The sequence below is a fragment of the Pseudarthrobacter sp. 10T415 genome, assembly GCF_056394175.1.
In genome coordinates this window covers 168,065-194,736 of the sequence record NZ_JBFTHJ010000006.1, presented here as the reverse complement: position 1 = coordinate 194,736, position 26,672 = coordinate 168,065, and the positions used below count along the sequence as shown (strand labels likewise).

The window sequence follows — 26,672 nt, the reverse complement described above, 5'->3', positions numbered from 1 at the left end:
GTTTCTTGGACCGCGCTTCGGCGGTTCAGTCGCTGTAGTCTGCTGCGCCGGAGTTCGCCGGGAGCAGCGGGCTGTTCTTCGGACGGTTGCGGCGAATGAGCTTGTAGGCAAACGGCCACAGCAGGATCAGGCCGATGATGACGTAGATCCCGACGGCGATCGGTTCGCTCCACAGGCCGGCAGGATCGCCTGCGCTCAGCTGCAGGGCTTTGCGGAGCTGTCCTTCAATCCGCGGACCGAGGATCACGCCGAGGATCAGCGGCAGCACGGGAAGCCCGAAGCGCCGCATCATGAACCCGAGTGCGCCGAGCACCAGCAGGAGCACCAGGTCGAAGGCCTGCAGGTTCACCGAGTAGGCGCCCAGCGTGGCGAAGAACAGGATGCCGGCGTACAGGTACGGGCGGGGGAGCTGCAGCAGCTTGGCCCACATCGGTGCCAGCGGCAGGTTGATGATCAGCAGCAGGAAGTTGCCGATGAAGAGGCTGGCGATCAGCGCCCAGACCAGGGGTCCCTGGCTGGTGAAGAGCTGCGGGCCCGGCTGGATGCCATAGGACGTGAAGGCGGCCAGCATCACGGCGGCCGTGGCGTTGGTGGGCAGGCCCAGGGCAAGCATGGGGGTCAGGGTGCCGGCAGCGGCTGCGTTGTTGGCCGCTTCCGGACCGGCGACACCTTCAATGGCCCCCTTGCCGAATTCTTCAGGGTGCTTGCTGAGGCGCTTTTCCGTGACGTATGAAAGGAATGTGGGAATTTCGGCTCCGCCGGCAGGGAGTGCACCGAAGGGGAACCCGAAGGCGGTACCGCGCAGCCACGGTTTCCAGGAGCGCTTCCAGTCGGACTTGCCCATCCAGGGCTGCCCCACGGGGATCGCGTGCAGCGGGGTCCGGCGCAGGTGCGCCGCTACCCACAGTGCCTCGCCCACGGCGAAGATCGCTACTGCCACCACCACGATGTCCAGGCCGTCCGCCAGCAGCGGCTGGCCGAAGGTCAGGCGGCGCTGGCCGGTGACGGAGTCCATTCCCACCAGGCCGATGGCCAGGCCGAGGCCCAGCGAAGCGAAACCGCGCAGCCGCGATGAACCGAGCACCGCCGTCACGGCCAGCAGGGCCAGCACCATGATGGCGAAGTAGCTGGGAGCGCCGAGGCTGACGGCGAACTTGACCACGATCGGTGCGCAGACAGCGAGTAGCGCCGTGCCAATGGTGCCGGCGACGAACGAGCCGATGGCCGCCGTCGCTAGCGCCTGCGCAGCCCGGCCCGCTTTGGCCATCTTGTTGCCCTCGATGGCGGTGACCACTGAGGACGATTCGCCGGGGGTGTTGAGCAGGATCGAGGTGGTGGAGCCGCCGTACATGCCGCCGTAGTAGATGCCGGCGAACATGATGAAGGCACTGGTGGGTTCCAGGGCGTAGGTGACCGGGAGCAGCAGGGCGACGGTCATGGCCGGGCCCAGGCCGGGAAGGACGCCGACGGCGGTGCCCAGGATGACGCCGATGACGGCGTACATGAAATTCATGGGAGTCAGGGCGGTGGCAAAGCCGTCCATGAGGGAGGACCAGACGTCCATTTAGAGGATTCCTTCCAGGAGGCCGGCCGGCAGTGCGATGCCCAGGCCGAGGTAGAAGCCGTAGAAGGTCAGCAGTGACAGTGCCACGGAGATCAGTCCGTCCCGCACGTAGTGGCGGCTCCCGAGAGCCAGGACGCTGCCCCAAAACAGGACGGTGCCCGAGATGACCCAGCCGGCCCAGTCAACGAGCAGGATGTTCAGGATGAAGGCGCCCGCCAGCGGCAGGATGGTCTTCCAGTCGGCGGGGTGCTCCAGGTCGACGTCCTCGCCGCCTTCGGCCTCTCCCTTGCCGCCGCGCAGGACGTTGATGGCCAGCAGTACCGCGCAAACCACCAGCATTCCGGCCACGATGAACGGAACGGTCTTGGGCCCTACCGGGTCGGACTTCGAATACGGGGTTACCAGGCCGTTGGCGTCCAGGAAGACCAGGACGCCGGCCGCGCCGAGCAGGAGTGAGACTCCCAGCTCGGCGCGGCCTTTAAGGCCTGTGGTCAGGGATGTCACGCCAACCCAAGCTTGGTGAGGACGTCTGCCACCCGCTTGTCCTGCTCGGTGAGGAAGCTCTTGAACTCGTCACCGGTGATGAACGCATCGGTCCAGCCGTGGGTCTTCAGTGCTTCCTTCCAGCCTTCGGTGCCGTGCATCTTCTCGAGTGCCGCGATCAGGGAGGACTTGTCCTCGTCGCTGATGCCCGGAGGGGCCACGATGCCGCGCCAGTTGGTGAAGACGAGGTCGATGTTGGATTCCTTCAGCGTGGGGGCGTCGACGCCGTCGAGCCGCTTCTCACCGCTCGTGGCCAGTACACGGACCTCGCCGGATTCGATCTGCTTCAGGTACTCGCCGGCGCCGGAAGCCGCGAAACCAAGCTTGTTGCCGAGGATCGCGGGAAGAAGGTCGCCGCCGCCGTCGTAGGAAACGAAGTTGACCTTGGTGGCGTCGATGCCCACGGCACCTGCCAGCTGCATGGGCAGCAGGTGGTCCGGGCCGCCCGGGGAGGAGCCGCCGCCCACGGCGATGGAACCCGGATCTGCCTTCCAGGCCTTCACGAGGTCGTCGATGGTCTTGTAGGGGGAGTCCTTGCTGACCATGATGGCGCCGGGCTCTTCGATGAGCCGTGCCAGCGGAGTGGTCTCGGTCAGCTTCGACTCGGACTTGTTGGTGTAGCTGGCACCCACCACGCCAAGGCCCATCAGCATGGTCAGGTCGCCGTTGCCCTTTTCGTTGACAACGCGGGCCAGGCCCACGGTGCCGCCGGCGCCGGCAAGGTTGAAGACTTCGGTGTTGGTGGAGATCTTCTCGTCGTCGAGGACCTTCGCGGCGGCGCGTGCAGTGGTGTCGTAGCCACCGCCCGGGGTGTTGGGGACCATGATCTGGAGTCCGGTGACGGGCTTGGCAGCGGAGCCGGAGCTCTCGGCGCCGGTGGAGCTTTTGCCGGTGGCACCGCAGCCGGTGGCCATCAGGGCGATGCCGGCAGCGACGGCGGCAATTCGCAATGCGCGGATCTGGCGCATGGGGTTCCTCTTCTCATGAAAAACGATCAGCAAGACTGACTGGTGCAACCGATGCTATGGCCGGCCGTGATGCCGGTCACTCTTATGTACGCAGAGAAAGTTAAGTACATTGCGTTCACGTTTCCGAAGTCCCACTCCGCATTCTTCCGCGCTCCGGTGGCGCCGCAGGTGGGATATAGTTCCCACGTATTGTGGCCGGAACGGTGGCCGCATAAAGCCAAAAAAGGACCAACCACAGTGACTCGACGAAGAGGCATGTCCCTCGCGGGGCAGTACCTGGTGCTGCAGTTGCTGATCGTGTTGGCCGTGCTGGTGGCCGTGGTGGCCATCTCGCTGGCGCAGTCCGCCGCAGCTTTCGAACGTGTGGAGGGCCGCCGGGCATTGTCCGCGGCCGAAGCCCTCGGCGCCAACCCTGCGGTCCGCGAACTGCTTCCGGCGGCCGAACCGCGGGGCGGTGCCGCCCTCCCGGCCGTGGCCGAGTCGGTGCGGATCGTCTCAGGCTCCTCCCAGGTGGCGCTTGCCCGGAAGGACCGGACCGTGGTGACCGCGTCGGATCCCAGCCTGCTGGGACAGCAGCTGGCCCTCGGCGAAAGCCGGGTCATGGAGGGCAGGGCCTGGACCGGGGTGCTGACCACCAACGGAACGGCAGTGCTGTCCGCGCACGTTCCGGTACTGGACGATGACGGCAAGATGATCGGGATCGCCTCCATCAGCCGCAACTATCCCACCACGCTGGAGCGCCTGGGCGACGCCGTCCCCAACCTGCTGACCTACGTGGGGGTGGCCAGCGTCCTCGGTGTGGCAGGGTCCTTCCTGCTGTCCCGCCGGGTCAAACGGCAGACGCTGGGCATGGAACCGAGTGAGATCACGGGCCTGGTGGAGAACCGCGAGGCCATGCTGCACGGGCTGAAGGAAGGCGTGGTGGCGCTCGACCCGAATGAGCGGATTACTGTGGCCAACGACAGCGCCAGGGAATTGCTGGGCCTGCCCGCGGACTGCGTGGGCAGGAAACTGGCGTCCCTTCCGGTGGACCCGGCACTGAAGATTGTGCTCACCCGGGACCAGCCGGACCCGGACCAGCTGGTGCTGGTGGGGGAGCGGCTGGTGGTCCTGAACCGGGTCCCCATCCAGTCGCGGGGCCGTGGGATCGGATCGGTCACCACCCTGCGTGACCGGACGGAGCTGTCCTCGCTCGAGCGGGAACTGGGGGCCACCCGGACCGCCACGGACACCCTCCGCGCGCAGGCGCACGAGTTCGCCAACCAGCTGCACGTCATCTCGGGGCTGATCCAGATTGGCGATTACGATTCCGTGGTCCAGTTCGTCAACGGGGCAACCGTGGAACGGACCCGGCTCAGCGACGAGGTGACGGGCAGGATCAAGGACCCCGCCCTGGCCGCGCTGCTCATCGCTAAGTCCAGCCTCGCCACCGAGCGGGGCGTCGCCCTCCAGCTGGATCCGGCGTCGTCCTTGCTGCCCGTGGACGAGGAACTGTCCCGGGACCTGGTGACCGTGGCGGGGAACCTGGTGGACAACGCGTTCGACGCCGTCTCCGGGCTCCCGCAGGCAACCGTCCGGGTGCTGGTGGAAGACGGGGCGGATCAGGTAGTCGTCACGGTCCGGGACAACGGGCACGGGGTTCCCGCCGACGCTGCGGACCACATCTTCCGGCAGGGCTTCACCACCAAGGATGCCCGGCGGGAAGGCGGCCGCGGCTTCGGCCTGGCCCTCTCCCGCGTGGTGTGCCGCCGGTCCGGCGGGGACCTGTCGGTAGCCAACGACAACGGGGCGGTCTTCACCGCCCGCTTCAACAGAGGTGCACACGCATGATCAAGGTCCTGATCGTCGACGACGACTTCATGGTGGCCAAAGTCCACGCCGGCTTCATCCAGCGCACCGCGGGGTTCACCGTGGTGGGCGCCGCGCACACCGGTGCCCAGGCCGTCGTCGAGACCCAACGCCTCCAGCCGGACCTGGTGCTGCTCGACATCCACCTTCCGGACATCAACGGCCTGGACCTGATGCACCGGTTGCGGGAGGTGGCGCCGGAGCTCGATGTGCTGGTGATCAGCGCCGCCCGCGAGGTCGAAACGGTGCGCAAAGCGCTGCGCGGCGGGATCGTGCACTACCTCATCAAACCCTTCTCCCAGGCTGACCTGCAGGAACGGCTCGACCACTACCGCAGCGCCTACCACGGCCTCGATTCGTCCAAGGACGTGGCCGAGCAGTCGGACGTCAACAAGGTCTTCGGCCTGGACAGCGCTGCCGCCCAGCGGCCGCTGCCCAAGGGGTGCAGCGTGGAGACCTTGCGGTTGGTTGAAGGCGCCTTGAAAGGGGCCGACGGCGACCTGTCGGCTGCCGAGGTAGCCGAACAGTTGGGCACGTCAAGGGTGAGCGCGCGCCGCTACCTGGAGTACCTGCACGACGAAGGGCTGTTGGAAGTCCGGTTGAAATACGGGGTGGGGCGGCCGGAACGCAGGTACCTGCCCAAGGCCTGATCCCGAACCCGGTCTTGGAACGCGGCCCGGCGGGACGGCCGGTCAGCGGAGCAGCGTGTCCACCAGCCGCGCTGCAACGCGGGCGGTGCGGTGGTCAAGGTCGAACTCCGGGTTGAGTTCCGCCACATCGCAGTGCAGGAGCTTCCCGCTCCGGGCAACCTGCCGGCATACCGCGCTGATGACCGGCAACGGAACGCCGTAGGCTGCGGGTGCGCTGACGCCGGGTGCCACGGACGCCGGAAGCACGTCCAGGTCGATGGTCAGGTACAGGACATCGATGCCGTCGAGGAAGGACGCCACGAATGCCTCCACCCGGTCCGCTTCGCAGTCCTCGTCCAGCAGGTAGCGGACCCCCAGACGGTCCGCGGTATCGAACAGGGCCCGGGTGTTGTTCGCTTCGGAAATCCCCACCACGGCGTACCGGAATTCGCGGCCGGCGCCGGCTTCCGCGCGGGCCATCTGGAGGAACGGGGTCCCGGAACTGGGAACGGGTTCGTCGCGCAGGTCGAAGTGGGCATCGAGGTTCAGGACGCCCAGCCGGCGGCCGTTCCGGACGGCACCGGACGCGCTGACGCCGAGGTAGCTGGCGTACGCCGTCTCGTGGCCGCCGCCCAGCACCACTGTCAGGTGGCCGGCGTCGAGCAGGGCCGCTACAGCGCTGCCCAGCCGGTCCTGGCCGCCTTCCAGGTCGGGGCCCGGAACCATGACGTCGCCGGCGTCGTGCACTGACCGGTCCAGGTGGAAAGCCAGTGGGCCCAGTGCTTTCCGGATCGCGGCGGGGGCGGCGGCTGCACCCGGGCGGCCCTTGTTACGCCGGACTCCTTCGTCGCTGCAGAACCCCAGCAGGACCGCCGGACGGCCGTCGGCCAGGACTCCGGCCTGGCCGTTGGTATCGCTGCCCGCCGCGTGCGCGCAGGGTTCTACGGCCTGCCACCAGCGCCGGTGCTCCGGCCCGTCGCCATCGAACCTGCCGGTCCAGGCGCTGGGCGGGGTGTCGACGTCGGGGGTTAAGGAAGCCATGCTCCAAGCTCACCGCATGGCCGCCGCGAAAGCGAGCAGGACCGCCGTCGTCCTGTCTGGAATGCCGGAACCTCCCCCAATGCGAAATGGCACCTCGCGGCAATGTCTGTACAGAAACACTGCCGCGAAATGCCATTCCGCGAATGAAGGGGACTGGTTAGAGCATGCCCAGGGCGGCCTCGATGGGACCGATGGCGAAGAACAGCAGGAACGCTGCGGCCACGGCCCACATCAGGGGATGGATTTCCTTGGCCTTGCCCTGCACGGTACGGATCAGCACGAAGCTGATGAAGCCGGCACCCAGGCCGTTGGCGATCGAGTAGGTGAACGGCATCAAGGTGAAGGTCAGGAACGCCGGGATGGCGATGCCCCAGTCCTGCCAGTCGATCTTGCCCACCTGGGACACCATCATGAAGCCGACCACCACCAGGGCGGGGGCAACTGCCTCGAACGGAACAAGGTTGATGAGCGGGGTAAAGAACATGGCCACCAGGAAGAGCAGGCCGGTGACGATCGAGGCGAAGCCTGTCCGGGCGCCTTCGCCGATGCCCGCGCCGGCTTCAACGTAGATCTGGTTGGAGGACACAGACGCGCCGCCGCCAATGATGGCGCCGAGGGCATCCACCTGCAGGACGCGGTCGACGTCGGGAATGTTGCCGTGCTCGTCCACCGTGCCGGCCTCGTTCGCCAGGCCCACCATGGTGCCCATGGCGTCGAAGAAGATGCTGAGCAGGATGACGAAGGCCAGGAGGGTGGCCGCCACGAAGCCCAGGTGCTCGAAGGCGCCGAACGGGTTGGCCTTGCCGATCAGGGAGAGGTCCGGCGCGGCCCACTCGGAGAACGCGGGGGAAACCAGGGACCAGCCCTGCGGGTTGAACGGCTTGTCAGGCTGCACGCTGGGGCCGATGTGCAGGGTCATTTCCAGGATGACGGCCAGCACGGTGGAGGTGATGATGCCGATCAGGATGGCGCCCTTGACCTTGCGGACCACCAGGGCGATGGTGAGCACCAGGCCGAACACGAACACCGCGGTGGGCCAGCCGAGCAGCTTGCCGTCGAAGCCCAGGCCCACCGGGACGGTGGTGCCGGCGACGTCGGGAATGCGGCGGACGAAGCCCGCGTTCACGAGGCCGATCAGGGCGATGAAGAGGCCGATGCCCACCACAATCGCCGTCTTGAGCCCGTCCGGAACGGCTTTGAAGACCGCGGTGCGGAAGCCCGTGAGGACCAGGATGAGCATGGTCACGCCGGACAACACCACCAGGCCCATCATGTCCGGCCACGTCAGCCCGGGGTTGGTGGCGACGGTGACCGCCACGAACGCGTTGACGCCCAGGCCGGTGGCCAGGGCGAACGGGTGCTTGGCCCACGCCCCCATCAGGATGGTCAGGATGCCCGCCACGAAGGCCGTTACCGCGGCCACGGCGGTGAACCCGAGGGTGTTGCCGCTGGAGTCCGCCCCGGAAAGGATGAGCGGGTTCAGCACCACGATGTAGCTCATGGCGAAGAAGGTGGCGAACCCGCCGCGGATCTCGCGGGAGAGGTTGGAACCGCGTTCGGTGATCTTGAAATACCGGTCCAGGGCAGAGCCTTGCTTAAGCATTAGTCCTCCGGGGGAATGATGTGGGGATACCTGCATCCTATTGGGGAGGCGGCGGGACGGCCGCCAATTTCACCTAGTCTGTAAGGAAGCCAACACAAGGAGCAGTGCACCATGCGTCCCTTCCGCCATTTCCGCGCCCTTCTGCTGGGAGCTGCCGTCCTGGCCGCTTCGCTGGGCCTGGCCGGTCCGGCAGCCGCCCACGACGCCGCAGAATCCAGCAGCCCGGCCCAGGGCGCGTCAGTCCCGGTGCCACCCGGGAAGGTTTCGGTGACCTTCAACAACAAGCCGCTGGGCATCGGGGCGTCAATCTCGGTCAAGGATGCCGCAGGCGCCGAATGGGCTGACGGTGCGGTGGAGATCGTGGACAACGTGGCGTCGCAGAAGCTGCGGCCGGGCGGCCCGGCCGGTGGGTACACAGTGGCGTGGCGGGTGGTCAGCTCCGATTCGCACCCCATCGAGGGGACGTTCACGTTCACTGCTGCCGCGGCGGCGGAAGGGGCCGGAGCACCGGCCACAGGCGGTACGAGTACGACGCCGGGCGGCGCCGTTCCGGGGGCGGGCACCGCCCAGCCCGGAGCCACAGCGCCTGCCGAACCGGCAAGCTCCGGGCAGCCGTTCCAGTGGAGCATCGTCATCTTTGCGGTGGTTGCGGTAGGCCTGCTGGTTGCACTTGCCGTGATCGCCAGGCGCCGCCTATCCGGCGGCGGCGATGAGGAACCGGACGGCGAATAGGAACCCAGTTGCCGGGAGGCTGCTGCCTCCCGGTGCGTTCGGCAGGCCGCTAGCAGGGCAGCATGGCCAGGCTTCCCGTTGCCGGGAAGGCCGTGCTGTCCGGGTTGACCTTGGCGGAGATGGCCTGGCCCACTGTCTTTGCCTGGCGCAACACCTCCTTTGGCGAGGGCGTGATCAGCTCTCCCACGCCCACCAGGTAGATGCCGATGGCACGCATGGCTGCGGCGAGGTTCCGGCCAACAGCGATGCCAAAGTCATTGATCATGCGCCGCAGTTGGCTCTGCGCGCAGCGGGTGAGCACAATATGGTCCGCCATCAGCACACCGGTGGGGGTGTGCACTTCCCACTGCGGGCTTGCTGTGCTTTCCGGGTTGCCGTCTACCTGGGTCAGCTGCACGGCCCGGGTGCTGCGGATATCGACGTCGTGGCTGGCGGCGTAGTTGCGGAGGTGCCGCAGGATCTCGTTGCGTTCCTGGAGCGTCGCGGAATCTGCCGTGTCAATGCGCTGGAGCGAGGTGGTGACCGCTGGCGGCGTGGCCCCGAAGGTGTCCAGGCCGTCAACCACGATGGAGTCGATACCCCTGCGGCGCAGCTCGGCCGCCACAGCGAGTCCGGACAGCCCGGTGCCAATGATCACGGTGGTGGTCTGTTCGGTCCCGGCATTTCCAGGCATGTTTGACACTGCTGTTTCCCTCCTTCGACATTTCTGCAGGTGCTGGCGTCATCGCCGGCGGGCGCGGTCCCGTTGCCCCAAATGCAAGGCCGCACAGTGGTCCCGGGCAGCCGTCGAACGGAAGTTACTGTCGGCGTCCCGGACCAACAATGTCCAGAAGACTACAGAACAAATTCGCCCATGGATAGCCCCAAACGGAAACATTCTTCAGCGGCTGAACACGCTTTCCCAATGGGTGTGGAAAAACTGTGGATAACCTGTGGATCCCGGGCCTGAGCAGGCTTGCTATGGTCCTTCGGACGCGGAATAGTGAGGACTGGAAGTGGTTCTCGCCCGCACAGTTCCGGCAGCGGCCGGGGGTGCACGGAGAGGGGTCCACTTTCTGGCAGAATGGCCGGAACATCAGGCAGTAGCGCAAGGAGGCGGCCCCATGGGCGCACAAGAGTTGCATCCGGACCCGGCGCGGGATGGTGGCACGTCCGCCGCACCCGAAGGAATCGTCGTGGGCGTGGACGGCTCCGACCATGGCCAGTGCGCCCTCGTCTGGGCCGCGCGCGAGGCGCAGCGCCGCCGTCGTCCGCTGCACATCGTGACCGCGTACTCGGTGCCCATCTTTGCTGCCTCCGGCCTGGACGGCGGATACGCCACGGTGGACGATTCCGTCATCCGGGAGGGTGCGGAAGCCATCGTGAAGCAGGCCATGGAGAAGGTTGCGGGCTACGGCATCGATGTCAGCGCCTCAGTGGAGAACGGCGACGCCTCGGGCGTCCTGCTGGACATGTCGGAAACCGCCGAACTCCTGGTCTTCGGGACCCGCGGCCGTGGCGGCTTTGTAGGACGGCTGCTGGGATCCGTGAGCAGCGCCCTGCCCGCGCACGCGAAATGCCCCACCGTTACCGTGCCCCTCATCTGCTCGGACCGGCTGGGTGAAACCACCGAGGACCGGCGCGTCCTGGCCGAGCAGGCCAAGTCCGGGCACCAGCTCGTGGAGAACGTGGTGGTGGTGGGCGTGGACGGCTCCGAACAGGCCCGGGTTGCGGTCCTGGACGCCGCGGACCAGGCCGAACGCCTCGGCGCAAAGCTGCGGGTGGTGTGCGCCGTCCCCCAGTACAGCGGTTCGCTGGCCTGGGTGCCTGCGCCCATGGACCGCAAGGCGCTGTTTGCCGAAATCCAGGTCACGCTGGACGCCGGCATGGCCTGGCTGCGCAGCCACTATCCCGGCCTCGATGCCGAATGCGAGCTGAAGGATGGTTCGCCCGTGGACGTCCTGGTGGGGGAGAGCCGGCACGTCGAACTGGTGGTCGTCGGCACCCGGGGACGCGGCGGGTTCACCGGCATGCTCCTGGGCTCCACATCGGACGGCGTGCTGCACCACGCCAAGGGGCCGGTCATGGTAGTCCCGGACCACGCAGATCCCCGTCTGGCCGACAGGCCCAGGTTCGGACCCATCCTGGGCGACGCCGACGCCGCCTGATCCCGCCGCGGCCGGGCCAGTCAGCTACGGACACGTGGAGGCGCCATCATGCAGCATCCGGAATCTTCCCAAAGCGGCGGGCCCCCTGCCGCGTCCGGCGCGGACCTGGTGGTGGACCTGCGCCGCCTCAGCGCCGGAATGCTCGCGCAGGTAGGTGGCAAGGCCGCCAACCTGGGCGAACTGCTGTCCGCCGGGCTCCCCGTACCGGAGGGCTTCTGCCTCACCACGGACGCTTACCGGCTGGTGACCGGGGCTCCGGACGCGGTAAATCCGGAACTGGCAGCCGTCCACGCGGCCCTGCGGACGGCGCAGGGCGGGGCCGGTCAACCGGACAGCGCAGCCCCGGAAACTCCCGCCAACGGCATTCCCGCCCCGGAAACTTCCACACTGGATAATCCCGCACTTGATATTCCCGCCTTGGCCGCGAAGGCCCGTGCCGCCGTCGTGTCCGCCATGCTGCCGCCGGAGGTGAGCGCCGCCGTCGAACGCGCCTACGGGCAGATGGGGCCGGACGTGCCGGTGGCCGTCCGCTCGTCAGCCACCGCTGAAGACCTGCCTTTTGCCAGTTTCGCCGGGCAGCAGGACACCTACTTGAATGTCGTTGGGGCCGCGGCTGTGCTGGAAGCCGTCCGGAAGTGCTGGGCGTCGCTGTGGACCGACCGGGCAACCACCTATCGGGCAAGCCTGGGGATCGATCCTGCCGAGGTGGCCCTGGCGGTGGTGGTGCAGCGGATGGCGGACGTGGAGACGGCCGGGGTTCTTTTCACCGCCAACCCCATAACGGGCCGCCGGAACGAGGCCGTCATCGATGCCAGCCCGGGCCTGGGGGAAGCCGTGGTGTCCGGCGCAGTCAATCCGGACCACTTTGTGGTGGACCCGGCGGCGGGTCGCGTCCTGGAGCGGCGGCAAGGCGACAAGAAGATCGCCGTCCTCGCCGTGCCCGGCGGCGGCACCCACACTGTGGACGCCACGGACCACGCTGGCTTCTGCCTCACCGACCGGCAAGCCGTGGATCTGGCGCGGCTTGGCCTGAAAGCGGAGCAGCATTTCGGGGCGCCGCAGGACCTCGAGTGGGCCATCAGCCGCGGCGGCGCGCTGTGGCTCACCCAGTCCCGGCCCATCACCACCCTGTACCCCGTCCCCCGCCGCCGGGACGGTGCGCCCGGGACCCGGGCGTACCTTTGCTTCAGCCTCGCCCAGGGCCTGACCCGGCCCATCACTCCGATGGGCCGGGCCGCCATCCGGCAGATCGCTTCGGCCGTGGCACGGACAGCGAAAATTCCCGTCACAGACCCCCGCGAGGGACCGCCGGCGTACGCCGATGCCGGGCAGCGGATCTTCATCGACTTCACTACCCCCATCCGCAGCACCGTAGGCCGGGCAATCCTTCCCCGGGTGTTTGACGTCATGGAAGCCCGCTCCGCGGCGGTGATGCGGCGGCTCTTCGACGACCCCTCGTTCGCCATCACGCTGCGGACGCCACTGCCGCTGCTGCGCCGCGTCCTGCCCGCCGCAGCCCGTGCCGGTGTGCCCGAAGGAGTCCTCCGCGGGATCTTCCGCCCGCAGGCCGCGCTCCGGCGCCTTGACCGGTTCACCCGGGACTTCGAAACCGCCCTCGAACTCGACCTGGGGGCCACGTCGCAAGTAGGGGGCGGGCCCTCAGCCAGGGACCGGTTGGCGCATGCCGAGGGCCTCCTGCAGCGGCGGCTGTTCACCATTGTTCCCGCCATCCTGCCCCTCGCGGCCCTGGGGTTCGGCATGCTGGGAGTGGCGGGCAAGCTGCTCGGCGGAAACCGATGGGATGACCTCCAGGGCGTGCTCCGCGGGCTGCCCAACAACGTCACCACGGACATGGACCTGGAGCTCTGGCGGCTGGCTGCGGCCATCCGGGACGATCCTGGGTCGCGTGCATTCCTGGCAGGGAAGGGCACGGCGGCGCTGGCAGCGGCCCACCGGGAAAGCGGCCTTCCGCCACGGCTGGAGGCCGGGCTCAGCCGGTTCCTCGACAGGTACGGGCACCGCGCCGTTGCCGAGATCGACGTCGGCATGCCCCGCTGGTCCGACGACCCCGCCCACATCCTCGGGGTCCTGGCGAACTACCTCCGGCTGGAGGACCCGGACCTCGCACCAGACGTCCAGTTCAGCAGCGCCGTCGAAGCTGCCGAGGCCCAGGTGGAGCGGCTGGCTGCCGAAGCAGCCACCAAGGGGCGGATCCGGGGAGCCCTGGTCCGCGCCGCCCTGCGCAGGGCCCGGCTATTCGCGGGGCTCCGGGAACTGCCCAAATACCAACTGGTGCTCGGACTGGCAGAGGTACGCCGGCAGCTGCAGCATGTGGGGGCGGACCTTGAAGCGGCAGGCACCCTTGACCAGGCTGAGGACATCTTCTTCCTCGACTTCGCTGAGGTCAGCGAGGCCCTGGACACGGCAACCGGAGCTGGGCCCGCAGGCCCCGGCGCCAGCCAGACGGGGGACCGGCTGCGCGCACTGGTGGCGGAGCGCCGGGCTGACTATGGCAGGGAGCTTGGGCGGCGGCACATCCCCCGGGTGCTGCTCACCGACGGGACCGAGCCGGAGGCGGCACAAACGGCTGCAGCCGGCATCACCGAAGGCACCTTGACCGGCAGCCCGGCCTCCGCCGGGACGGTCACTGGAGTTGCCAGGGTCATCCTGGATCCTGTGGGGGCGCACCTCGAGCCGGGCGAGATCCTGGTGGCGCCGTCCACCGATCCCGGGTGGACCCCGCTGTTCCTCACCGCGGGAGGGCTGGTGATGGAAATGGGGGGCGCCAATTCGCACGGTGCCGTGGTGGCCCGCGAATACGGGATCCCAGCGGTAGTGGGGGTGCCGGACGCCACCGGCAGGATTTCGACCGGGCAGGAAATCACGGTGGACGGCGGCGCTGGAACCATCGTTCCCGCGTAGTCTTCCCGCCCGGTTCCGTCGCAGTACAGCGCCGGTGGCGTCCGTTCCCGGAGCAGGCCCGGATAGCCCGTGTGGCGGGACGCGGACAGGCGTAACCTTGAGCTATGGGCACCGAGACCACGGGATCCGCCACGGGCACCGACTCAACGTTCCAACTGCACGGCAACCGCCGCAGCGGCCGCAACTGGCCGCGATGGTTGCCTGCCCTCGCAGCGCCGGTGGTGATCGCCGCCGCCGCGCTCGCAGGGACCCTGCCTGCAAACGCCGGTGACCCGCTCCCGCAAAAGACGCCCGCAGAGGTGCTGGCCCTGGCGGCCGCGCACCACACCCAGGCCTTCTCCGGAACCATTGAGCAGTCCTCGGACCTTGGGTTGCCCGCCCTGCCCTCCACAGGTGCTTCCTCCGACCCCGCGTCCGCAGGCGGTGCCGCGTCCGTGGTCGAATTCCTTTCCGGACAGCACACCGCCCGCGTCTACAAGGACGGCACCACCAAAGCCCGCATCCAAGTGGTGGACAGGCTTGCCGAGCGCGATATCGTCCGCCGGGACAGCGACGTCTGGTTCTACTCCTCCAAGGACAACTCGGCCGCCCACCTGACCCTGCCGGCCCACGCCGCCGACCTGCCGCTCTCCGCTCCACCGGCACAGGGCGAAGATCCCGCTGCCCTCGCGCAGTCCGGTTCACCGTCGGAATCCATGATGCCGACGCCGGAGGACCTCGCCCGGCAGTTGCTGGAGAAAGTGGACCCCACCACTGCCGTGACAGTGGGAGCCGACGTGGAAGTAGCCGGGCGGGCGGCCTACAACCTGCTGCTTGAACCCCGGTCCGAAGCCACCCTGGTGGGCCAGGTGGCCATCGCCGTGGACGGTGAAACCGGAATGCCCCTCGCCGTCCAGGTCACAGCGCGCGGCGCCGGAACGCCTTCCTTCCGCCTGGGGTTCACCGCCTTGTCCCTGGGCACGCCGGACGATTCCCTGTTCACGTTCTCCCCGCCCCCGGGCAGCACCGTGAAGGAACTGCAGGTGCCTGACCCCGGGCAGAGGACCTACGGCGGTCACATCTCCGGCGATCAGACCCCCGGCGAACACAACTTTGGTGACCATGCCGGCGACGGCATGGGCCCTGGGCATCCGGCCGTCACCGGGCAGGGCTGGGAAACCATACTGCGGCTGCCTGCCGCGGCAGCGGGCGCACCGGCCGCCAATTCCTTCCTGGAGGATCCGTTGCTGGCCCAGGCCGCCGTCGTCGTTCCCGGCGGGCGGCTTGTGTCCACGGCGCTGCTCAACGTGCTCATCACCGATGACGGCCGCGTTTTCGCGGCCATGGTGCCGCCGGACAGGCTGCAGGCCGCCGCTTCGGCGGCCCCGTGAACCCGGGCCCTCGCGACCCGGAAAGAAGCTACGGGCTGACCATTGAGACGCATGGGCTGACCAAGAAGTTCGGCCGCCAAGTGGCCGTGGACGGTGTGGACCTTGCAGTGCCGCCCGGCTCCGTATTCGGCTTCCTGGGACCCAACGGATCCGGGAAGACCACCACCATCCGCATGTTGCTGGGCCTTGCGGCGGCCTCTGCCGGGACGGTGAACCTCCTGGGCATGGAGATGCCGGGCCGGTTCCACGAGGTGCTGCCACGGGTGGGGGCGCTCGTGGAAGGGCCGGCGTTCTACCCGTTCCTGTCCGGGGCCGCGAACCTGCACCGGCTGGACGCTGCCACGCGGCACACGGTGCCGGCAACGCGCCGGGCGCGGGTGGACCGCGCACTCGACCAGGTGGGCCTGGCCCATGCTGCCAGCAAACGGGTGCACGCTTATTCGCTGGGCATGAAGCAACGCCTGGGTATTGCGAACGCACTGCTGTCGCACCGGGACCTGCTGGTGCTGGACGAACCCACCAACGGGCTGGACCCGCAGGGCACCCGGGAAGTCCGGCACCTGGTCCGCTCCCTGGCGAACAGCGGCACCACTGTCTTCGTCTCCAGCCACCTGCTGGCCGAGGTAGACCAGATGTGCACGCATGCCGCCGTCATGAGCACCGGGAAGCTGGTGGCCCAGGGCTCGCTCGCCGAACTCCGCCGGGCCGGCAGCGCCAGGGTCCGCCTCCTCACGCCGGACGGAGCACAGGCGCGGGACGTGCTGGCAGGCCTTGGGTTGGACTGCAAGGCCGGCGATGCCCAGCCCGGAGGGGAGACCCTGCTGGCGGCCCTGATGCCTGCCTCCGGTGCCTCCTCACCGCGGATTGACGGATCCCCGCAGGCCCGGTCCGGGGAAATCCTTGCGGAGGACATCGTGGCGCAGCTGGTGGCGGCCGGGGTCCGGGTCCGGGGATTCGCCGTCGAACGCGAAAGCCTGGAAGACCGTTTTGTCGCACTGACAGGGGAGGGGTTCGACGTTGCCCAGTAGCATCCCGGCGGACATCCCCGGTTCGGCCCGAACACAGAAAGAGGCCGTGCCGCGCTGGTCCGGGCTCTCATTGATGCAGTCCGAACTGAAGGTCCTGTTTGGGCGCCGGCGCACGTGGGCCCTCCTCCTGGCCCTGGCAGCAATTCCCATCCTGATCGCGGTGGCCGTGCGGCTCTCCTCCGGAGTCCCTTCCGGCCGGGGCCCGGCATTCCTGGACCGCATCACGCAAAATGGGCTCTTCGTTGCCTTCACCGCCATGCTGGTCTCCGTGCCATTGTTCCTGCCGCTTACCGTTGGCGTCGTGGCGGGCGACACCATTGCCGGCGAAGCGAACATGGGCACGCTGCGGTACCTGCTGGTGGCTCCCGCAGGGCGCGTGCGGCTGCTGCTGGTCAAGTACGCGGCGGCGCTCGCGTTCTGCATCGTGGCGCCCCTGACCGTGGCGCTGGCCGGTGCCGCGGTCGGGGCCGCCCTGTTCCCGGCGGGGCCTGTCACCCTGCTGTCCGGTGATGTGATCCAGCCGGCGGAGGCCGCGGTGCGGATGCTGCTGATCGCGGCGTACATGGCGGTGTCCCTGGCCGGGTTGTCGGCCATCGGCCTGTTCCTGTCCACGTTGACGGTGGTTCCGGTAGGGGCCATGGCGGCCACGGTAGTGGTTTCCGTGGTGTCGCAGATAGCGGACCAGTTGCCGCAGCTGGAGTGGCTGCACCCGTGGCTGTTCAGCCACTACTGGCTGGGCTTTGGCGACATGCTCCGGCAGCCGGTCCTCTGGGATTCATTCGGCAGCAACGCGCTGCTGCAGGCCGGCTACATTGCCGTGTTCGGTGCGCTCGCCTACGCCCGGTTCACCACCAAGGACGTCCTCAGCTGACCGGGTGACGCCCCGGCATGGGTGCTTAGTACCTCGCCGCGTAGGGGTGCAGCTGCATCCCGGCCATGGAACTGAGCTGGGTGACGCCGATTCCCTCCTGCGGGTTGAGTGCCTGCACCACCTGGCCGTTCCCCAGGTAGATGGCCACATGGTAGAAATCCGGTCCTGAGCCCCACACCAGGAGGTCGCCGCGGCGGGCCTGCGAGAGGGGCACGTGGACGGGAGCGGCAGCGTACTGCTGGCTGGCGGTCCGGGGCAGGTACTTCCCGGCGGCAGCGAATGCTGTCTGCACGAGCCCCGAGCAATCGAAGCCGGTGGGTCCCGTGCCGCCCCACTGGTAGAAGTACGGCGAACCCACCTTGCTGAGGGCCACGGAGATGGCTGTTTCGAGAGTGGCGCCGCCGGTAGTTGGGGGAGCTGGTGCGGGCGCGGGGGCTGGGGCCGGAGCGGGCGCAGGTGCGGGCGCGGGGGCTGGAGCCGGAGCTGGGGCGGGAACAGGAGCAGCGGGGGCCGGTGCCGCAGGAGCCGGAGCGGGGGCCGGAGCCGCCGGTGCAGGGGCCGGTGCAGGTGCCGGCGCCGGGGCAGCTGGAGCCACAACTGCGGTCGCGGCCGCTGATCCGCCCTGGTTGGCCCCGGTTTCACCAGCCCGGGCTTCACTGCCTTGGGAATTTGCCGTGGCTGCCGCTGCGTTGGCCGCGGCCGTCACGGCAGCCAGGCGCGCTTCCTCGCGCTGCCGTTCGAGCCCGTCCACCCGGGCGGATTCGAGCTCCACCGTCGTGTTGCGCAACTGCGCCAGCTGGTCCACCAGGACGGTCCGCCGGGCACGGGCATCCGCCACGGCCGCGGCCTGGGCGGCGTTGGCCTGCTCGGCGCCGGTTTTCCGTGCTTCGGCGGTCCGGGCCGCTTCATCCGCTGCCTTTGTGGCGTCTCCTGCCGCAGCCGTCAGGGTTTGCGATGCGGTGGCGGCAGCGTCGGCCGCCTCGAAGGCGCGGCTGCGGCCGGCCGACAGCGCCTGAAGCGTTGCGGCCTGCTGCAGGCTTTCGCCGGTGCCGCTGACCAGGGTCCCGAGCGTTGGGTTCAGGCCGCCGTTCCGGTAGAGGTCACCGGCCAGCTGTCCCACCTGCTTGCGGGTCTTGTCCTGCTCCGCTTGCGCTGCTGTTGCGCGGGCAGCGGCCACGGACGCGGCCTCCGACCGCTGCTGCAGCTCCACCAGGGCTTCGCTGTAGGAGTTGTTTGCCTGCATTGCCACAGCAAAAGCCGCCTGCTGGGCGTCCGAGGCGTCCCCAAGGATGCGTTCGATCGCGGCGACCTGGTCTGCTGTTGCCGCTTCGCTGGCCTTCGCAGCAGCAATGTCCTCAGGGGAGGGAAGGGCGGGCGAAGCCGGAGCCGGCGCGGCGGGAAGGTGCGCGCCCGGGGCGGCTGCTGCGGGAAGGCCTATGGATCCCAGAAGTACGACGGCGGCGCACAGCGCTGCCGTTTTCCGGCCGGACGCAGCCCGAAGGCCGGGCAAAAGCGATGTAGGCAGAAACCTCGGCATGGACTGGAACCTCGCAGCAGTTGGGGCTGGGAGTGAGGTCCTGGTGGTGACACGGAGGTACGCCTCGGCTGCTCGCCAGCAGTCCGAGGTTACGTCACCCGTTGCACAGAAGCAACAACTGTCACATCAATAACACTAATCACAACAGTGTCATTACGGCCGCAGGTTTTGTGGCGTGTTGTCAGGCGTGCTGGCGTTCCTCGTGTTCGGAGTGGCTGGCCGGCTCAAGCTGGAAGGTGCAGTGGTCGGTGTCAAAGTGGGAGCCCAGGCAGGTGACAAGCTTGTCCAGCAGCTGGTCGGCGCCCCGGGCATTGAGGACGCCGTCCTCCACCACCACATGGGCCGAAAAGACCGGCACTCCGGAGGTGATGGTCCAGATGTGGATGTCGTGTACGTCAGTGACGCCGTCCACCGAAAGGATGTGTTCGCGGATCATCTGCACTTCCACACCCTTGGGGCTGGCCTCCAGCAGCACGTCCACCACGTCCCGGAGCAGGCTCCAGGCCCGCGGCAGGATCATCAGGGCGATCACGACCGAGGCGATCGTATCCGCCGCCTGGTAGCCGGTGAAAATGATGACCACGGCCGCAATGATCACGGCGAAGGAGCCCAGCAGGTCCCCCAGGACTTCCAGGTAGGCGCCGCGGACGTTGAGACTTTCCTGATGGGCGCCGCGGAGGATCAGCAGCGAGACCAGGTTGGCCACGGCGCCGAGGATGGCGGCGAAGAGCATGATGTCGGTGTGGACTTCAGGCACGGATCCGATCCTGCGGATGGCCTCGGTGAAGATCACCACAGAGATGACAATCAGGATCAGCGCGTTGGCCAGGGCGGCAAGGACTTCGGCGCGCTGATACCCGTAGGTCCGCTGGTCGCTGGCGGGCCTGCCCGCTATCCAGGCGGCCAGGAGGGCGATCGTGACGCCAGCGGCATCGGACAGCATGTGGCCTGCGTCCGCCAGCAGGGCGAGTGATCCGGACAGGAAGGCGCCCGCCACCTGGATCAGCACCACGCTCAGCGTAATCGCCAGGACGGCCACCAGCCGTTTGCGGTGCCGCCCGGTGGCGGTGATTCCGTGCGTGTGGCTGTGGTCGTGTCCCATGCCTACAAGGCTAGCCCCAGCCGAGCTCGTGCAGCCGCTCGTCCGAAATGCCGAAATGGTGCGCGATCTCGTGGACCACCGTCACTGCCACCTCGTGGATGACATCCTCGCGCGAATCACAGATTTCGAGAATGGGTTCTCGGAATATCGTGATCCGGTCGGGCAGTGATCCGGCGTCCCACCAGGAATCCCGTTCAGTCAGGGGCACGCCCTCATACAGGCCCAGCAGCACGGTGTCCGGGTCTTCTCCCGGGTGCGGTTCGTAGTCGTCATCAATGAAGACGGCCACATTGTCCATGGCCCGCGCCAGCTTCGTTGGGATGCTGTCCAGGGCGTCGGAGACGGCGGCCTCGAACTCGTCCGGGGACATGGTGAAACCCCGCGGTTCGTGCGGGCCCTCCGGGATGATGGGGAGACCGGGCGGAAGGCTTGCAGGCATACCTCGACTTTAGTCGCGATTGTCCCCCGGGACGGCGGGATTTTGTGATGAAACACCCCCGGCAGCCCCACTGGCGCCGCCGCGGGCAGCCTCACCGGCACCGCCGCGGCGGGTGCGGGTCCGGCGGCGCGTCAGGCTGACGCCCACCAGGCACACCAGCCCGCCCACCAGGCCCCAGGCCGTGGGGATCTCACCCAGCAGGAGCCACGAAATCAGCACCGTCGTTCCCGGAACCAGGTAGGTGGTGGCCGCCAGCTTTCCGGCGTCCACCAGCGACAACGCATAGGCCCAGGTGGTGAAGGCGATTGCTGTGGGAAAGATCCCCAGGTACACCAGCCCCGCGGTTGCCGCGGGCGGTGCGGCCTGCACCTCGGACACCAGCTGCCCGGCGAAGGGGAGGCAGCATACCGCGCCCACCAGGATGCCGAACCACGTGGCCTGGGCCGCGGGAAACTTCCGCAGCACCGGCTTCTGGATGATGACGCTGACTGCGGCGAGCACCGCGGCAAGGAGGCAGAGGAGCACGCCGGCCATGTCCGTCGTCGCGCTTTCCCCTGGCCGGCCGGGTGCACCGGACCCCAGCGCGATGAGGGCGACGCCGGCGAAGGCGATGGTGCTGCCGATGAGCAACCAGCGCGGAAAGCCTTCCTTGAGGAAGATGCCTGCCATGATGGCCACCAGGATGGGATTGACGTTGATGAGCAAGGCGCTGGTACCTGCGTCGAGGACATGCTCGGCAGCGTTCAGCGCCACGTTGTAACCACCGAACCACATGACCCCGTACGCCAGGATGGGCCACCACTCGCGGCCCCGCGGCACGAGGCGGGTCTTCAGTATTTTCGGCAGCGCCACGGCGGCGAGCACGACGGCGGCAATCGCCAGCCTGCCCAGCGTCAGGGAGCCGGGGGAGAAGTGCGGGCCGATGGCGCGGATACCCACGAACGCCGAAGCCCACAGGACCACGGTGACGGCCATGGCAGCGATGCCCAGTGCCTTGACGGGGGCGGCCGCCGATGACGCCGAAGCGGGACTGCTGACAGGGGTAGTGGAAGGCATGAGCCCAATCTAGTCGCGCAGGCCGGGCCCGGGCTGGCGGAAATCGGCCACGTCTGGCCAACTTCCTGCCAAAGTGGAGCTGGGCGTGGGGCGGGGCCACTCCCTGCCTCGGCTAGGATGCGAAACATGGTCTCAAGCCCTGCCCCACCCCGTGATACCGCACGCCTCGTCAGGACAGTGATCTGGATTGTGCTGGCAGCCGCCGTCATCGGTGGAGTGGCCTGGTACGCCGTGTTCGCCGCTAACAAGGAGCAAAATGCGGCTCCGCCCGCGCCGGGATCGGGGTCCGAACAGCTCGTCCGGGAGAACAGCTACCGCCTCACCGCGCCGGCCGTGGAAAAAGCGCAGTTGGTGGAGTTCCTGGATTTCGAATGCCCCGCGTGCGGGTCCATCCATCCCGTGGTGGAGGAACTCAAAGCCGAGTTTGGCGACAGGATTACCTTCGTGAACAGGCACTTCCCGCTGGCGGCCCACGCCAACTCCGGCCAGGCGGCACTCGCTGCCGAGGCGGCAAGCCAGCAGGGCAAGTACCAGGAAATGGCCAACAGGTTGTTCGACGCCCAGCCGCAGTGGGCCGGCCAGCAACAGTCACAGGCCCCCTTGTTCCGCACGTACGCGGAGGAACTCGGATTGGACCTGGCGCAGTTCGATGCAGCCGTGGCTGACCAGGAAACCGAAGAGCGCGTCCTGGCGGACATTGCCGACGGCGAGGCGTTGGGCGTCCACGGGACGCCCACCTTCTTCCTCAACGGGGAGAAACTGACGCTCACCACCAAAGCCGAATTCCGGCAGAAACTCGCCGACGCCGTCAAATAACCGCAGCACGCCACCGCCGCCGACGTCAGGGGGACTGGCAGGGCTTTAGGTGGCCGCCCAGTCAAGGAGCCTGTCCACCGGCCAGGTGGTGATGATCCGCTCCAGCGGCACGTCATTGCGTTCGGCCCGCTCGGCCCCGTACTGGAGGAAATCCAGCTGCCCGGGCGCGTGCGCGTCGCTGTCGATGGAGAACAGGCAGCCTGCTTCCACGGCCAGCTTGATCAGATCATCCGGCGGGTCCTGCCGCTCTGGCCGGGAGTTGATCTCGACGGCAACGTTGTTCTCGGCGCAGGCGGCGAATATTTCCTTGGCATCGAATTCGGACTGGGGGCGGGTGCCGCGCGAGCCTTCCACCAGCCGGCCCGTGCAGTGGCCCAGGATGTTGCTGTGCGGCGCCAGGATGCCGCCGAGCATCCGCGCGGTCATGGTTTTACGGTCTGCCCGGAGCTTCGAGTGGACGCTGGCCACCACGATGTCCAGCCGGTCCAACAGTTCCGGGTCCTGGTCCAGCTCACCGGATTCCAGGATGTCCACTTCGATGCCCGTCAGCAGCCGGACCGTGCCGTCGTGCGCACCACCGTCCTTACTGCCGTCGTTGATGGCGGCCACCACGTCGAGCTGCTTCGCCAGGCGTTCGGCGGAAAGGCCGTTGGCGATGGTCAGGTTGGGGGAGTGGTCGGTCAGGGCCAGGTACTCCCGGCCCAGAACCTCCGCGGCGGCAACCATCACTTCAATGGGGGAGCCGCCGTCGGACCATTCGCTGTGGCTGTGCAGGTCGCCGCGCAAGGCTTTTCGGACGGCGGCTCCGCCGACGGCCAGTGGCTGCGCGCCTTTCTCGCGGAGGTCAGCGAGGTAGTCCGGGACGGATCCGTCCACCGCCTGCTGGATCACCTGGAAAGTCCTGTCACCTATGCCCTTCATTGACTTCAGCCGGCCGTTCCGCGCCCGCGCGGCCACTTCGTCCGGTGGCAGGGCGCTGATGGCGGCAGCGGCCTTGCGGAACGCCTGGACTTTGAAGGTGGCAGCGCGTCCGCGCTCCAGCCAGAAGGCGATCTCGTTGAGCGCTGCGACGGCATCCATAAGTCCATCTTCGCCCGTTCTTCCTGTTCAGGCACGGGTTTTTGGCCGATTTTGGATAATCGCAGAGTAAGCCCTATAGTTGTTGAGTCCAGTTCGGAGAAACGCAAAGGACAAAGACGGAAAGCCTCGCTTTACGCCTTTTATTTTGTTCCGAACGGGTTCTGGCCCCCATCGTCTAGCGGCCTAGGACACCGCCCTTTCACGGCGGCGGCACGGGTTCGAATCCCGTTGGGGGTACGCAAGGAACTGGTCAAACAGACAAAAAATGTCTGGTAGGCTGGAAGCCTTGAAAAAAGCAGTAGAGATACTGTGAAGCAAGAAAATCAAGGCCCTGTAGCGCAGTTGGTTAGCGCGCCGCCCTGTCACGGCGGAGGTCGCGGGTTCAAGTCCCGTCAGGGTCGCTCTGGTTGTCGGAAGAGATTTCGGCGGTCATGGTGACATGTCACCTAGGCTCTGTAGCTCAGTTGGTAGAGCGTTCGACTGAAAATCGAAAGGTCACCGGATCGACGCCGGTCGGAGCCACCACTGGGAAGCATCAGTTCTGCGGAACTGGTGCTTTTCTTCTTTAACCACACTTTTCAACCGCACTTTTGGAACTGGACTTCTGGAGGCCCGGAAGTCGGTCCCGGCCTTGTCCGCACATCAGAGCCTTCAACGGCCGGACCAGCGAACAAGTCCCTGACCTGTCGCTGCCGGAGCGGGCAATGCCCCTCCACATGACTGCTCCCCGGCAGTTGAACCTGGAGATCAGGTCCTCTTGCCGGGGAGCAGTTCACATGCTCAGCGTGGCTGGCTTCCTGCGTCTGTCAGAGGAAATATCCCGAGACGTCGGCGATCAGATGCGTTGTGCCGGTTGAGCTGTTGGTGAGGTTGACCTTGCCGTCCGCTCCCAGGGGAACAGTGACGCTGTTCGGGACAATCTGCCCGGCGGCGTAGTTCACGTTGGAGGCATTCGGCAGGGACGCGCCGGACGGGTAGGCCGTGACGAAGCCGTTCCTGGTCGGATTGGCGACGGTCAGGTTGAAGATGGTCGCCGAGGCCGTTGCCGGAACCCCGCCGACGCTTCCAACCTGGACGGAGATAGTCCCGTTGGCACCCACCGGGTTTCCGCTCCTGGTGTCCAGGAAGCGGTTAGGCGTAATCGCCTGGAACATGCCGGGCAGGCTCACGATGCCCGCCAGGTAGTACCCGGATACGTCTGCGATCAGGTGGGCGGTGCCGGCAGAGTCGTTGTACAGCGAGACCTTGCCGTCGGCACCCACCGGAACCGTGACCCTGTTCGGGACAATCTGTCCCCTGTCGTAGTTCAGGTTCGACGCCGTGGGGACGCTGGTGCCCGAGGCAAACGCTGTGACGACGCCGTTGGACGTCGAGTTGGCGACCGTCAGGTTGAAGGTCACTGCCGAAACGCCTGCCGGAATACCGCTGTTTCCGCCAACCTGGAAGGAAACGGTTCCCTTCGGAGCCACGGGCGTGCCCGTATTCCGCGTGTCAAGGAACCGTGCCGGCGCCACTGCCTTGAACGACCCGTTCGCCACTGCCGTTCCGGCTGCGTAGTAGCCGGAAACGTCGGCAATCAGGTTGGCCGTGCCAGCCGACTCGCTGTAGAGCGTGACCTTGCCGTCGGCACCCACCGGAACCGTGACACTGTTCGGGACTGTTTGCCCGGTGTCATAGTTCAGGTTCGAAGCATTGGGCCGCGTGGTGCCTGACGCGTACGCCGTGACGAATCCGTTGGAGGTGGGGTTGGTGACGGTCAGGTTGAAGGTCACCGCTGCAACGCTTGCCGGGATCCCGCTGGCTCCGCCCACCTGGAACGAAACCGTCCCCCTGGGCGCGACGGGACCGCCACTCGTCCTTGTATCCAGCAGACGCACCGGCGTCATGGGCTGGAAGGCGCCCGGGTCAAGAACCGCCTTTGTCAGGCTGTAGTCGTCCGTCACCAGGGTTCCCGTGCTGACCAGTGTCAAGGACATGCTCATGGCAGTAGCACCGGCAGGAACGGGTGGCGATGTGTACGACACCTGGGTGAAGCTCGCGGACGAAGCAAAGAACGGGCTCGATGTCCAGTACTGCCAGTTGCCCGTACCCAGCCTGTAGTACAGCTCGAACTGGGTCTGGGCCGTCGAGTTGTACCACCCGGACATCGTGTATCTCTGTCCCGGCGTCACCGTCGGCGTGCACTGGCCCGTGTCCAGCGGCGGCAGGATCTTGGCATTCCCGCTCTGGTAGGACGACATGACCAGCTGCTGGGCCGCTGTCCCCGTATGCGCAGCAGCTACTGTGCTGTACGTGTACGTGTTGATCCCGTATCCACCCGGTACCCAGCACGCAGGGGCATCTCCGGCAATGGGGCCCGCCGTTTCAAACCCCGGGTTACGGATGAGGTTTCCCGAGGTGAGGGGTGCCGGCGGCTGTGGTCCGGCGCCGTTGGTCTTCACCGCTCCGCCAATCACCTGGTCAACGGTCTTGACGATCACCCGGCCGGCGCTCTGCTCAGCGGCCAGGAAGTCGATGAGGGCCCGGAAGTTCTCGGTGGTCACGGAAAGAGGTTCAGTGGCCACTCCGATGTGGTGGAACGTGTACTGGATCCAGCCGCCACCCGGCTCGGCCTTGAGGGTCAGGTCTTTGAGGTTCTGGAGTGTCCAGGTGCTGTCGGCCTGGTCCGGCGCCTTGGTGAGGAACGGATCCGCCGGAGGCATGGTCTCCGCCAGCGGGAATGTTTCGCTTCCCGCGATGTGGCTGGCGATGTCACCCAGGCCACGCGCGCTGTTGTACCCGCAGGTGTTGGCAATGTTTTCGATGGCAGGAGTCGATGAGGCATACGGATACGCAAAGCTCGTCACCCGGAAACCAAGGCCCGTCAGGCTGGTGCGGTCGTTGCAGATCTGCCGGGTCACTTCGCCGGTATCTGCAAAGGCCAGGTCGGCGTGGGTGACGCTGTGCCCGCCGATCTCGTTTCCGGCTGTCTGTAGGGCGAGGGCCTGGGCTGTGTTCATGTGCGAAGAATCCGAATTCAAGTAGCCCGATGGCACATAGAACGTACCCTTCAAACCCTTGGAGTTCATGTAGTCCGCCGCCGCTACCTGGTTCAGGTGTGCATCGTCGAACGTCAGGGACACCGTGACGAGTTCCGCAGCGTTGGCCGCAGGTGCCAGGGCCACCGTGCTGATGAAGGTCGACAGGACGAGCAGCGTTGTTCCCGCCGCGGTGGCAGCGGCCCGGCCGGTCTTGAATTTTTCGCGGAGCTGGCGGCCCGCAAACGTGGGAATGCTCCATCGGCTCCTGGCCGGTGGAGGGGCTTTTTGCAGGGGCTGGCCTTTCGGGGCGCGCTGCATTGATCGTTCCATGCGATTAACTCGATTCAGAACAGCGG

21 protein-coding genes and 3 tRNA genes are annotated in these 26,672 nt (G+C 67.4%); 12 read left to right on the top strand and 12 right to left on the bottom strand.

The window, feature by feature from the left end:
• Nucleotides 1-25: 25 nt before the first annotated feature.
• From AC1DBN_RS10985 to AC1DBN_RS10975, 3 genes are read right to left on the bottom strand one after another with little or no spacing between them, the layout of a single operon-like run.
• The gene (locus AC1DBN_RS10985; RefSeq protein ID WP_091717868.1) at nt 26-1,564 is read right to left on the bottom strand and encodes a tripartite tricarboxylate transporter permease; all 1,539 of its coding nucleotides are present in this window, start codon (nt 1,562-1,564) and stop codon (nt 26-28) included.
• Nucleotides 1,565-2,068, bottom strand: a complete 504-nt coding sequence (locus tag AC1DBN_RS10980; RefSeq protein ID WP_091717869.1) for a tripartite tricarboxylate transporter TctB family protein — start codon at nt 2,066-2,068, stop codon at nt 1,565-1,567.
• Nucleotides 2,065-3,075, bottom strand: coding sequence for a Bug family tripartite tricarboxylate transporter substrate binding protein (locus AC1DBN_RS10975; RefSeq protein WP_091717871.1), 1,011 nt, complete (start codon nt 3,073-3,075; stop codon nt 2,065-2,067). The genes AC1DBN_RS10980 and AC1DBN_RS10975 overlap by 4 nt, the downstream gene beginning before the upstream one ends.
• A 255-nt stretch (nt 3,076-3,330) precedes the next feature.
• On the opposite strand from AC1DBN_RS10975, the gene AC1DBN_RS10970 reads away from it, so the two are divergent.
• Both AC1DBN_RS10970 and AC1DBN_RS10965 read left to right on the top strand, forming a co-directional pair.
• Nucleotides 3,331-4,905, top strand: coding sequence for a sensor histidine kinase (locus AC1DBN_RS10970; protein ID WP_477723201.1), 1,575 nt, complete (start codon nt 3,331-3,333; stop codon nt 4,903-4,905).
• Nucleotides 4,902-5,573 (top strand): response regulator, encoded by a 672-nt coding sequence (locus AC1DBN_RS10965; protein ID WP_091717875.1) that lies wholly within the window; start codon nt 4,902-4,904, stop codon nt 5,571-5,573. The genes AC1DBN_RS10970 and AC1DBN_RS10965 overlap by 4 nt, the downstream gene beginning before the upstream one ends.
• A gap of 42 nt (nt 5,574-5,615) precedes the next feature.
• Here the strand turns inward: AC1DBN_RS10965 and hutG are convergent, their stop codons facing one another.
• Nucleotides 5,616-6,593, bottom strand: a complete 978-nt coding sequence (gene hutG, locus AC1DBN_RS10960) for a formimidoylglutamase (protein WP_314216477.1) — start codon at nt 6,591-6,593, stop codon at nt 5,616-5,618.
• A gap of 157 nt (nt 6,594-6,750) precedes the next feature.
• Entirely contained in the window at nt 6,751-8,196 is a 1,446-nt protein-coding gene (locus tag AC1DBN_RS10955; RefSeq protein ID WP_091717879.1) for an NCS2 family permease, read from the bottom strand.
• A 111-nt stretch (nt 8,197-8,307) separates the two neighbouring features.
• On the opposite strand from AC1DBN_RS10955, the gene AC1DBN_RS10950 reads away from it, so the two are divergent.
• On the top strand, nt 8,308-8,928 hold the full coding sequence (locus tag AC1DBN_RS10950; protein ID WP_477723171.1) for a copper resistance CopC family protein: 621 nt from the start codon (nt 8,308-8,310) through the stop codon (nt 8,926-8,928).
• A gap of 49 nt (nt 8,929-8,977) precedes the next feature.
• On the opposite strand, the gene AC1DBN_RS10945 is transcribed toward AC1DBN_RS10950, so the two are convergent.
• Entirely contained in the window at nt 8,978-9,601 is a 624-nt protein-coding gene (locus AC1DBN_RS10945) for an FAD-dependent monooxygenase (RefSeq protein ID WP_477723200.1), read from the bottom strand.
• Nucleotides 9,602-10,031: 430 nt separating this feature from the next.
• Here AC1DBN_RS10945 and AC1DBN_RS10940 point away from each other — a divergent pair, with 430 nt between their 5' ends.
• From AC1DBN_RS10940 to AC1DBN_RS10920, 5 genes are all read left to right on the top strand, one after another.
• Entirely contained in the window at nt 10,032-11,075 is a 1,044-nt protein-coding gene (locus tag AC1DBN_RS10940) for a universal stress protein (protein ID WP_477723170.1), read from the top strand.
• 48 nt (nt 11,076-11,123) lie between these two features.
• Nucleotides 11,124-13,997: a PEP/pyruvate-binding domain-containing protein gene (locus tag AC1DBN_RS10935; RefSeq protein ID WP_477723169.1), complete on the top strand. Its 2,874-nt coding sequence runs from the start codon at nt 11,124-11,126 to the stop codon at nt 13,995-13,997.
• Nucleotides 13,998-14,101: 104 nt separating this feature from the next.
• Complete coding sequence (locus AC1DBN_RS10930; protein WP_477723168.1) at nt 14,102-15,367, top strand: LolA family protein; 1,266 nt, start codon at nt 14,102-14,104, stop codon at nt 15,365-15,367.
• On the top strand, nt 15,364-16,395 hold the full coding sequence (locus AC1DBN_RS10925; protein WP_477723167.1) for an ABC transporter ATP-binding protein: 1,032 nt from the start codon (nt 15,364-15,366) through the stop codon (nt 16,393-16,395). Before AC1DBN_RS10930 ends, AC1DBN_RS10925 begins: the two co-directional genes overlap by 4 nt.
• A gap of 73 nt (nt 16,396-16,468) precedes the next feature.
• The gene (locus AC1DBN_RS10920) at nt 16,469-17,266 is read left to right on the top strand and encodes an ABC transporter permease (protein WP_477723199.1); all 798 of its coding nucleotides are present in this window, start codon (nt 16,469-16,471) and stop codon (nt 17,264-17,266) included.
• A gap of 25 nt (nt 17,267-17,291) precedes the next feature.
• On the opposite strand, the gene AC1DBN_RS10915 is transcribed toward AC1DBN_RS10920, so the two are convergent.
• From AC1DBN_RS10915 to AC1DBN_RS10900, 4 genes are all read right to left on the bottom strand, one after another.
• Nucleotides 17,292-18,803 (bottom strand): C40 family peptidase, encoded by a 1,512-nt coding sequence (locus AC1DBN_RS10915; RefSeq protein ID WP_477723166.1) that lies wholly within the window; start codon nt 18,801-18,803, stop codon nt 17,292-17,294.
• 181 nt (nt 18,804-18,984) lie between these two features.
• Nucleotides 18,985-19,905: a cation diffusion facilitator family transporter gene (locus tag AC1DBN_RS10910; RefSeq protein ID WP_091717894.1), complete on the bottom strand. Its 921-nt coding sequence runs from the start codon at nt 19,903-19,905 to the stop codon at nt 18,985-18,987.
• 10 nt (nt 19,906-19,915) lie between these two features.
• Entirely contained in the window at nt 19,916-20,344 is a 429-nt protein-coding gene (locus AC1DBN_RS10905; protein WP_091717896.1) for a metallopeptidase family protein, read from the bottom strand.
• Nucleotides 20,345-20,353: 9 nt separating this feature from the next.
• On the bottom strand, nt 20,354-21,400 hold the full coding sequence (locus tag AC1DBN_RS10900) for a DMT family transporter (RefSeq protein WP_091717899.1): 1,047 nt from the start codon (nt 21,398-21,400) through the stop codon (nt 20,354-20,356).
• Between the two features lie 126 nt (nt 21,401-21,526).
• On the opposite strand from AC1DBN_RS10900, the gene AC1DBN_RS10895 reads away from it, so the two are divergent.
• Entirely contained in the window at nt 21,527-22,216 is a 690-nt protein-coding gene (locus tag AC1DBN_RS10895; RefSeq protein WP_091717901.1) for a DsbA family protein, read from the top strand.
• A gap of 45 nt (nt 22,217-22,261) precedes the next feature.
• On the opposite strand, the gene AC1DBN_RS10890 is transcribed toward AC1DBN_RS10895, so the two are convergent.
• Nucleotides 22,262-23,296, bottom strand: coding sequence for a PHP domain-containing protein (locus tag AC1DBN_RS10890; RefSeq protein ID WP_314216470.1), 1,035 nt, complete (start codon nt 23,294-23,296; stop codon nt 22,262-22,264).
• 164 nt (nt 23,297-23,460) lie between these two features.
• On the opposite strand from AC1DBN_RS10890, the gene AC1DBN_RS10885 reads away from it, so the two are divergent.
• The 3 genes from AC1DBN_RS10885 (at nt 23,461) to AC1DBN_RS10875 (ending at nt 23,821) form a co-directional block, all read left to right on the top strand.
• Nucleotides 23,461-23,533: transfer RNA gene (locus AC1DBN_RS10885), tRNA-Glu, on the top strand.
• A 90-nt stretch (nt 23,534-23,623) separates the two neighbouring features.
• Nucleotides 23,624-23,697, top strand: a tRNA-Asp gene (locus AC1DBN_RS10880).
• Nucleotides 23,698-23,745: 48 nt separating this feature from the next.
• A tRNA-Phe gene (locus AC1DBN_RS10875) sits at nt 23,746-23,821 on the top strand.
• Nucleotides 23,822-24,102: 281 nt separating this feature from the next.
• On the opposite strand, the gene AC1DBN_RS10870 is transcribed toward AC1DBN_RS10875, so the two are convergent.
• Entirely contained in the window at nt 24,103-26,646 is a 2,544-nt protein-coding gene (locus AC1DBN_RS10870) for a polysaccharide deacetylase family protein (RefSeq protein WP_091717905.1), read from the bottom strand.
• Between the last annotated feature and the right edge of the window lie 26 nt (nt 26,647-26,672).

What these genes read in the sequence shown, in the direction of transcription:
- AC1DBN_RS10930 (WP_477723168.1), top strand. Translation starts at nt 14,102, where the DNA reads ATGGGCACCGAGACCACGGGATCCGCCACGGGCACCGACTCAACGTTC.
- AC1DBN_RS10985 (WP_091717868.1), bottom strand. Translation starts at nt 1,564, where the DNA reads ATGGACGTCTGGTCCTCCCTCATGGACGGCTTTGCCACCGCCCTGACT.
- AC1DBN_RS10950 (WP_477723171.1), top strand. Translation starts at nt 8,308, where the DNA reads ATGCGTCCCTTCCGCCATTTCCGCGCCCTTCTGCTGGGAGCTGCCGTC.
- AC1DBN_RS10945 (WP_477723200.1), bottom strand. Translation starts at nt 9,601, where the DNA reads ATGCCTGGAAATGCCGGGACCGAACAGACCACCACCGTGATCATTGGC.
- AC1DBN_RS10935 (WP_477723169.1), top strand. Translation starts at nt 11,124, where the DNA reads ATGCAGCATCCGGAATCTTCCCAAAGCGGCGGGCCCCCTGCCGCGTCC.
- AC1DBN_RS10940 (WP_477723170.1), top strand. Translation starts at nt 10,032, where the DNA reads ATGGGCGCACAAGAGTTGCATCCGGACCCGGCGCGGGATGGTGGCACG.
- AC1DBN_RS10975 (WP_091717871.1), bottom strand. Translation starts at nt 3,075, where the DNA reads ATGCGCCAGATCCGCGCATTGCGAATTGCCGCCGTCGCTGCCGGCATC.
- AC1DBN_RS10870 (WP_091717905.1), bottom strand. Translation starts at nt 26,646, where the DNA reads ATGGAACGATCAATGCAGCGCGCCCCGAAAGGCCAGCCCCTGCAAAAA.
- AC1DBN_RS10910 (WP_091717894.1), bottom strand. Translation starts at nt 19,905, where the DNA reads ATGGGACACGACCACAGCCACACGCACGGAATCACCGCCACCGGGCGG.
- AC1DBN_RS10965 (WP_091717875.1), top strand. Translation starts at nt 4,902, where the DNA reads ATGATCAAGGTCCTGATCGTCGACGACGACTTCATGGTGGCCAAAGTC.
- AC1DBN_RS10970 (WP_477723201.1), top strand. Translation starts at nt 3,331, where the DNA reads ATGTCCCTCGCGGGGCAGTACCTGGTGCTGCAGTTGCTGATCGTGTTG.
- AC1DBN_RS10900 (WP_091717899.1), bottom strand. Translation starts at nt 21,400, where the DNA reads ATGCCTTCCACTACCCCTGTCAGCAGTCCCGCTTCGGCGTCATCGGCG.
- AC1DBN_RS10890 (WP_314216470.1), bottom strand. Translation starts at nt 23,296, where the DNA reads ATGGATGCCGTCGCAGCGCTCAACGAGATCGCCTTCTGGCTGGAGCGC.
- AC1DBN_RS10955 (WP_091717879.1), bottom strand. Translation starts at nt 8,196, where the DNA reads ATGCTTAAGCAAGGCTCTGCCCTGGACCGGTATTTCAAGATCACCGAA.
- AC1DBN_RS10915 (WP_477723166.1), bottom strand. Translation starts at nt 18,803, where the DNA reads ATGCCGAGGTTTCTGCCTACATCGCTTTTGCCCGGCCTTCGGGCTGCG.
- AC1DBN_RS10905 (WP_091717896.1), bottom strand. Translation starts at nt 20,344, where the DNA reads ATGCCTGCAAGCCTTCCGCCCGGTCTCCCCATCATCCCGGAGGGCCCG.
- AC1DBN_RS10895 (WP_091717901.1), top strand. Translation starts at nt 21,527, where the DNA reads ATGGTCTCAAGCCCTGCCCCACCCCGTGATACCGCACGCCTCGTCAGG.
- hutG (WP_314216477.1), bottom strand. Translation starts at nt 6,593, where the DNA reads ATGGCTTCCTTAACCCCCGACGTCGACACCCCGCCCAGCGCCTGGACC.
- AC1DBN_RS10920 (WP_477723199.1), top strand. Translation starts at nt 16,469, where the DNA reads ATGCAGTCCGAACTGAAGGTCCTGTTTGGGCGCCGGCGCACGTGGGCC.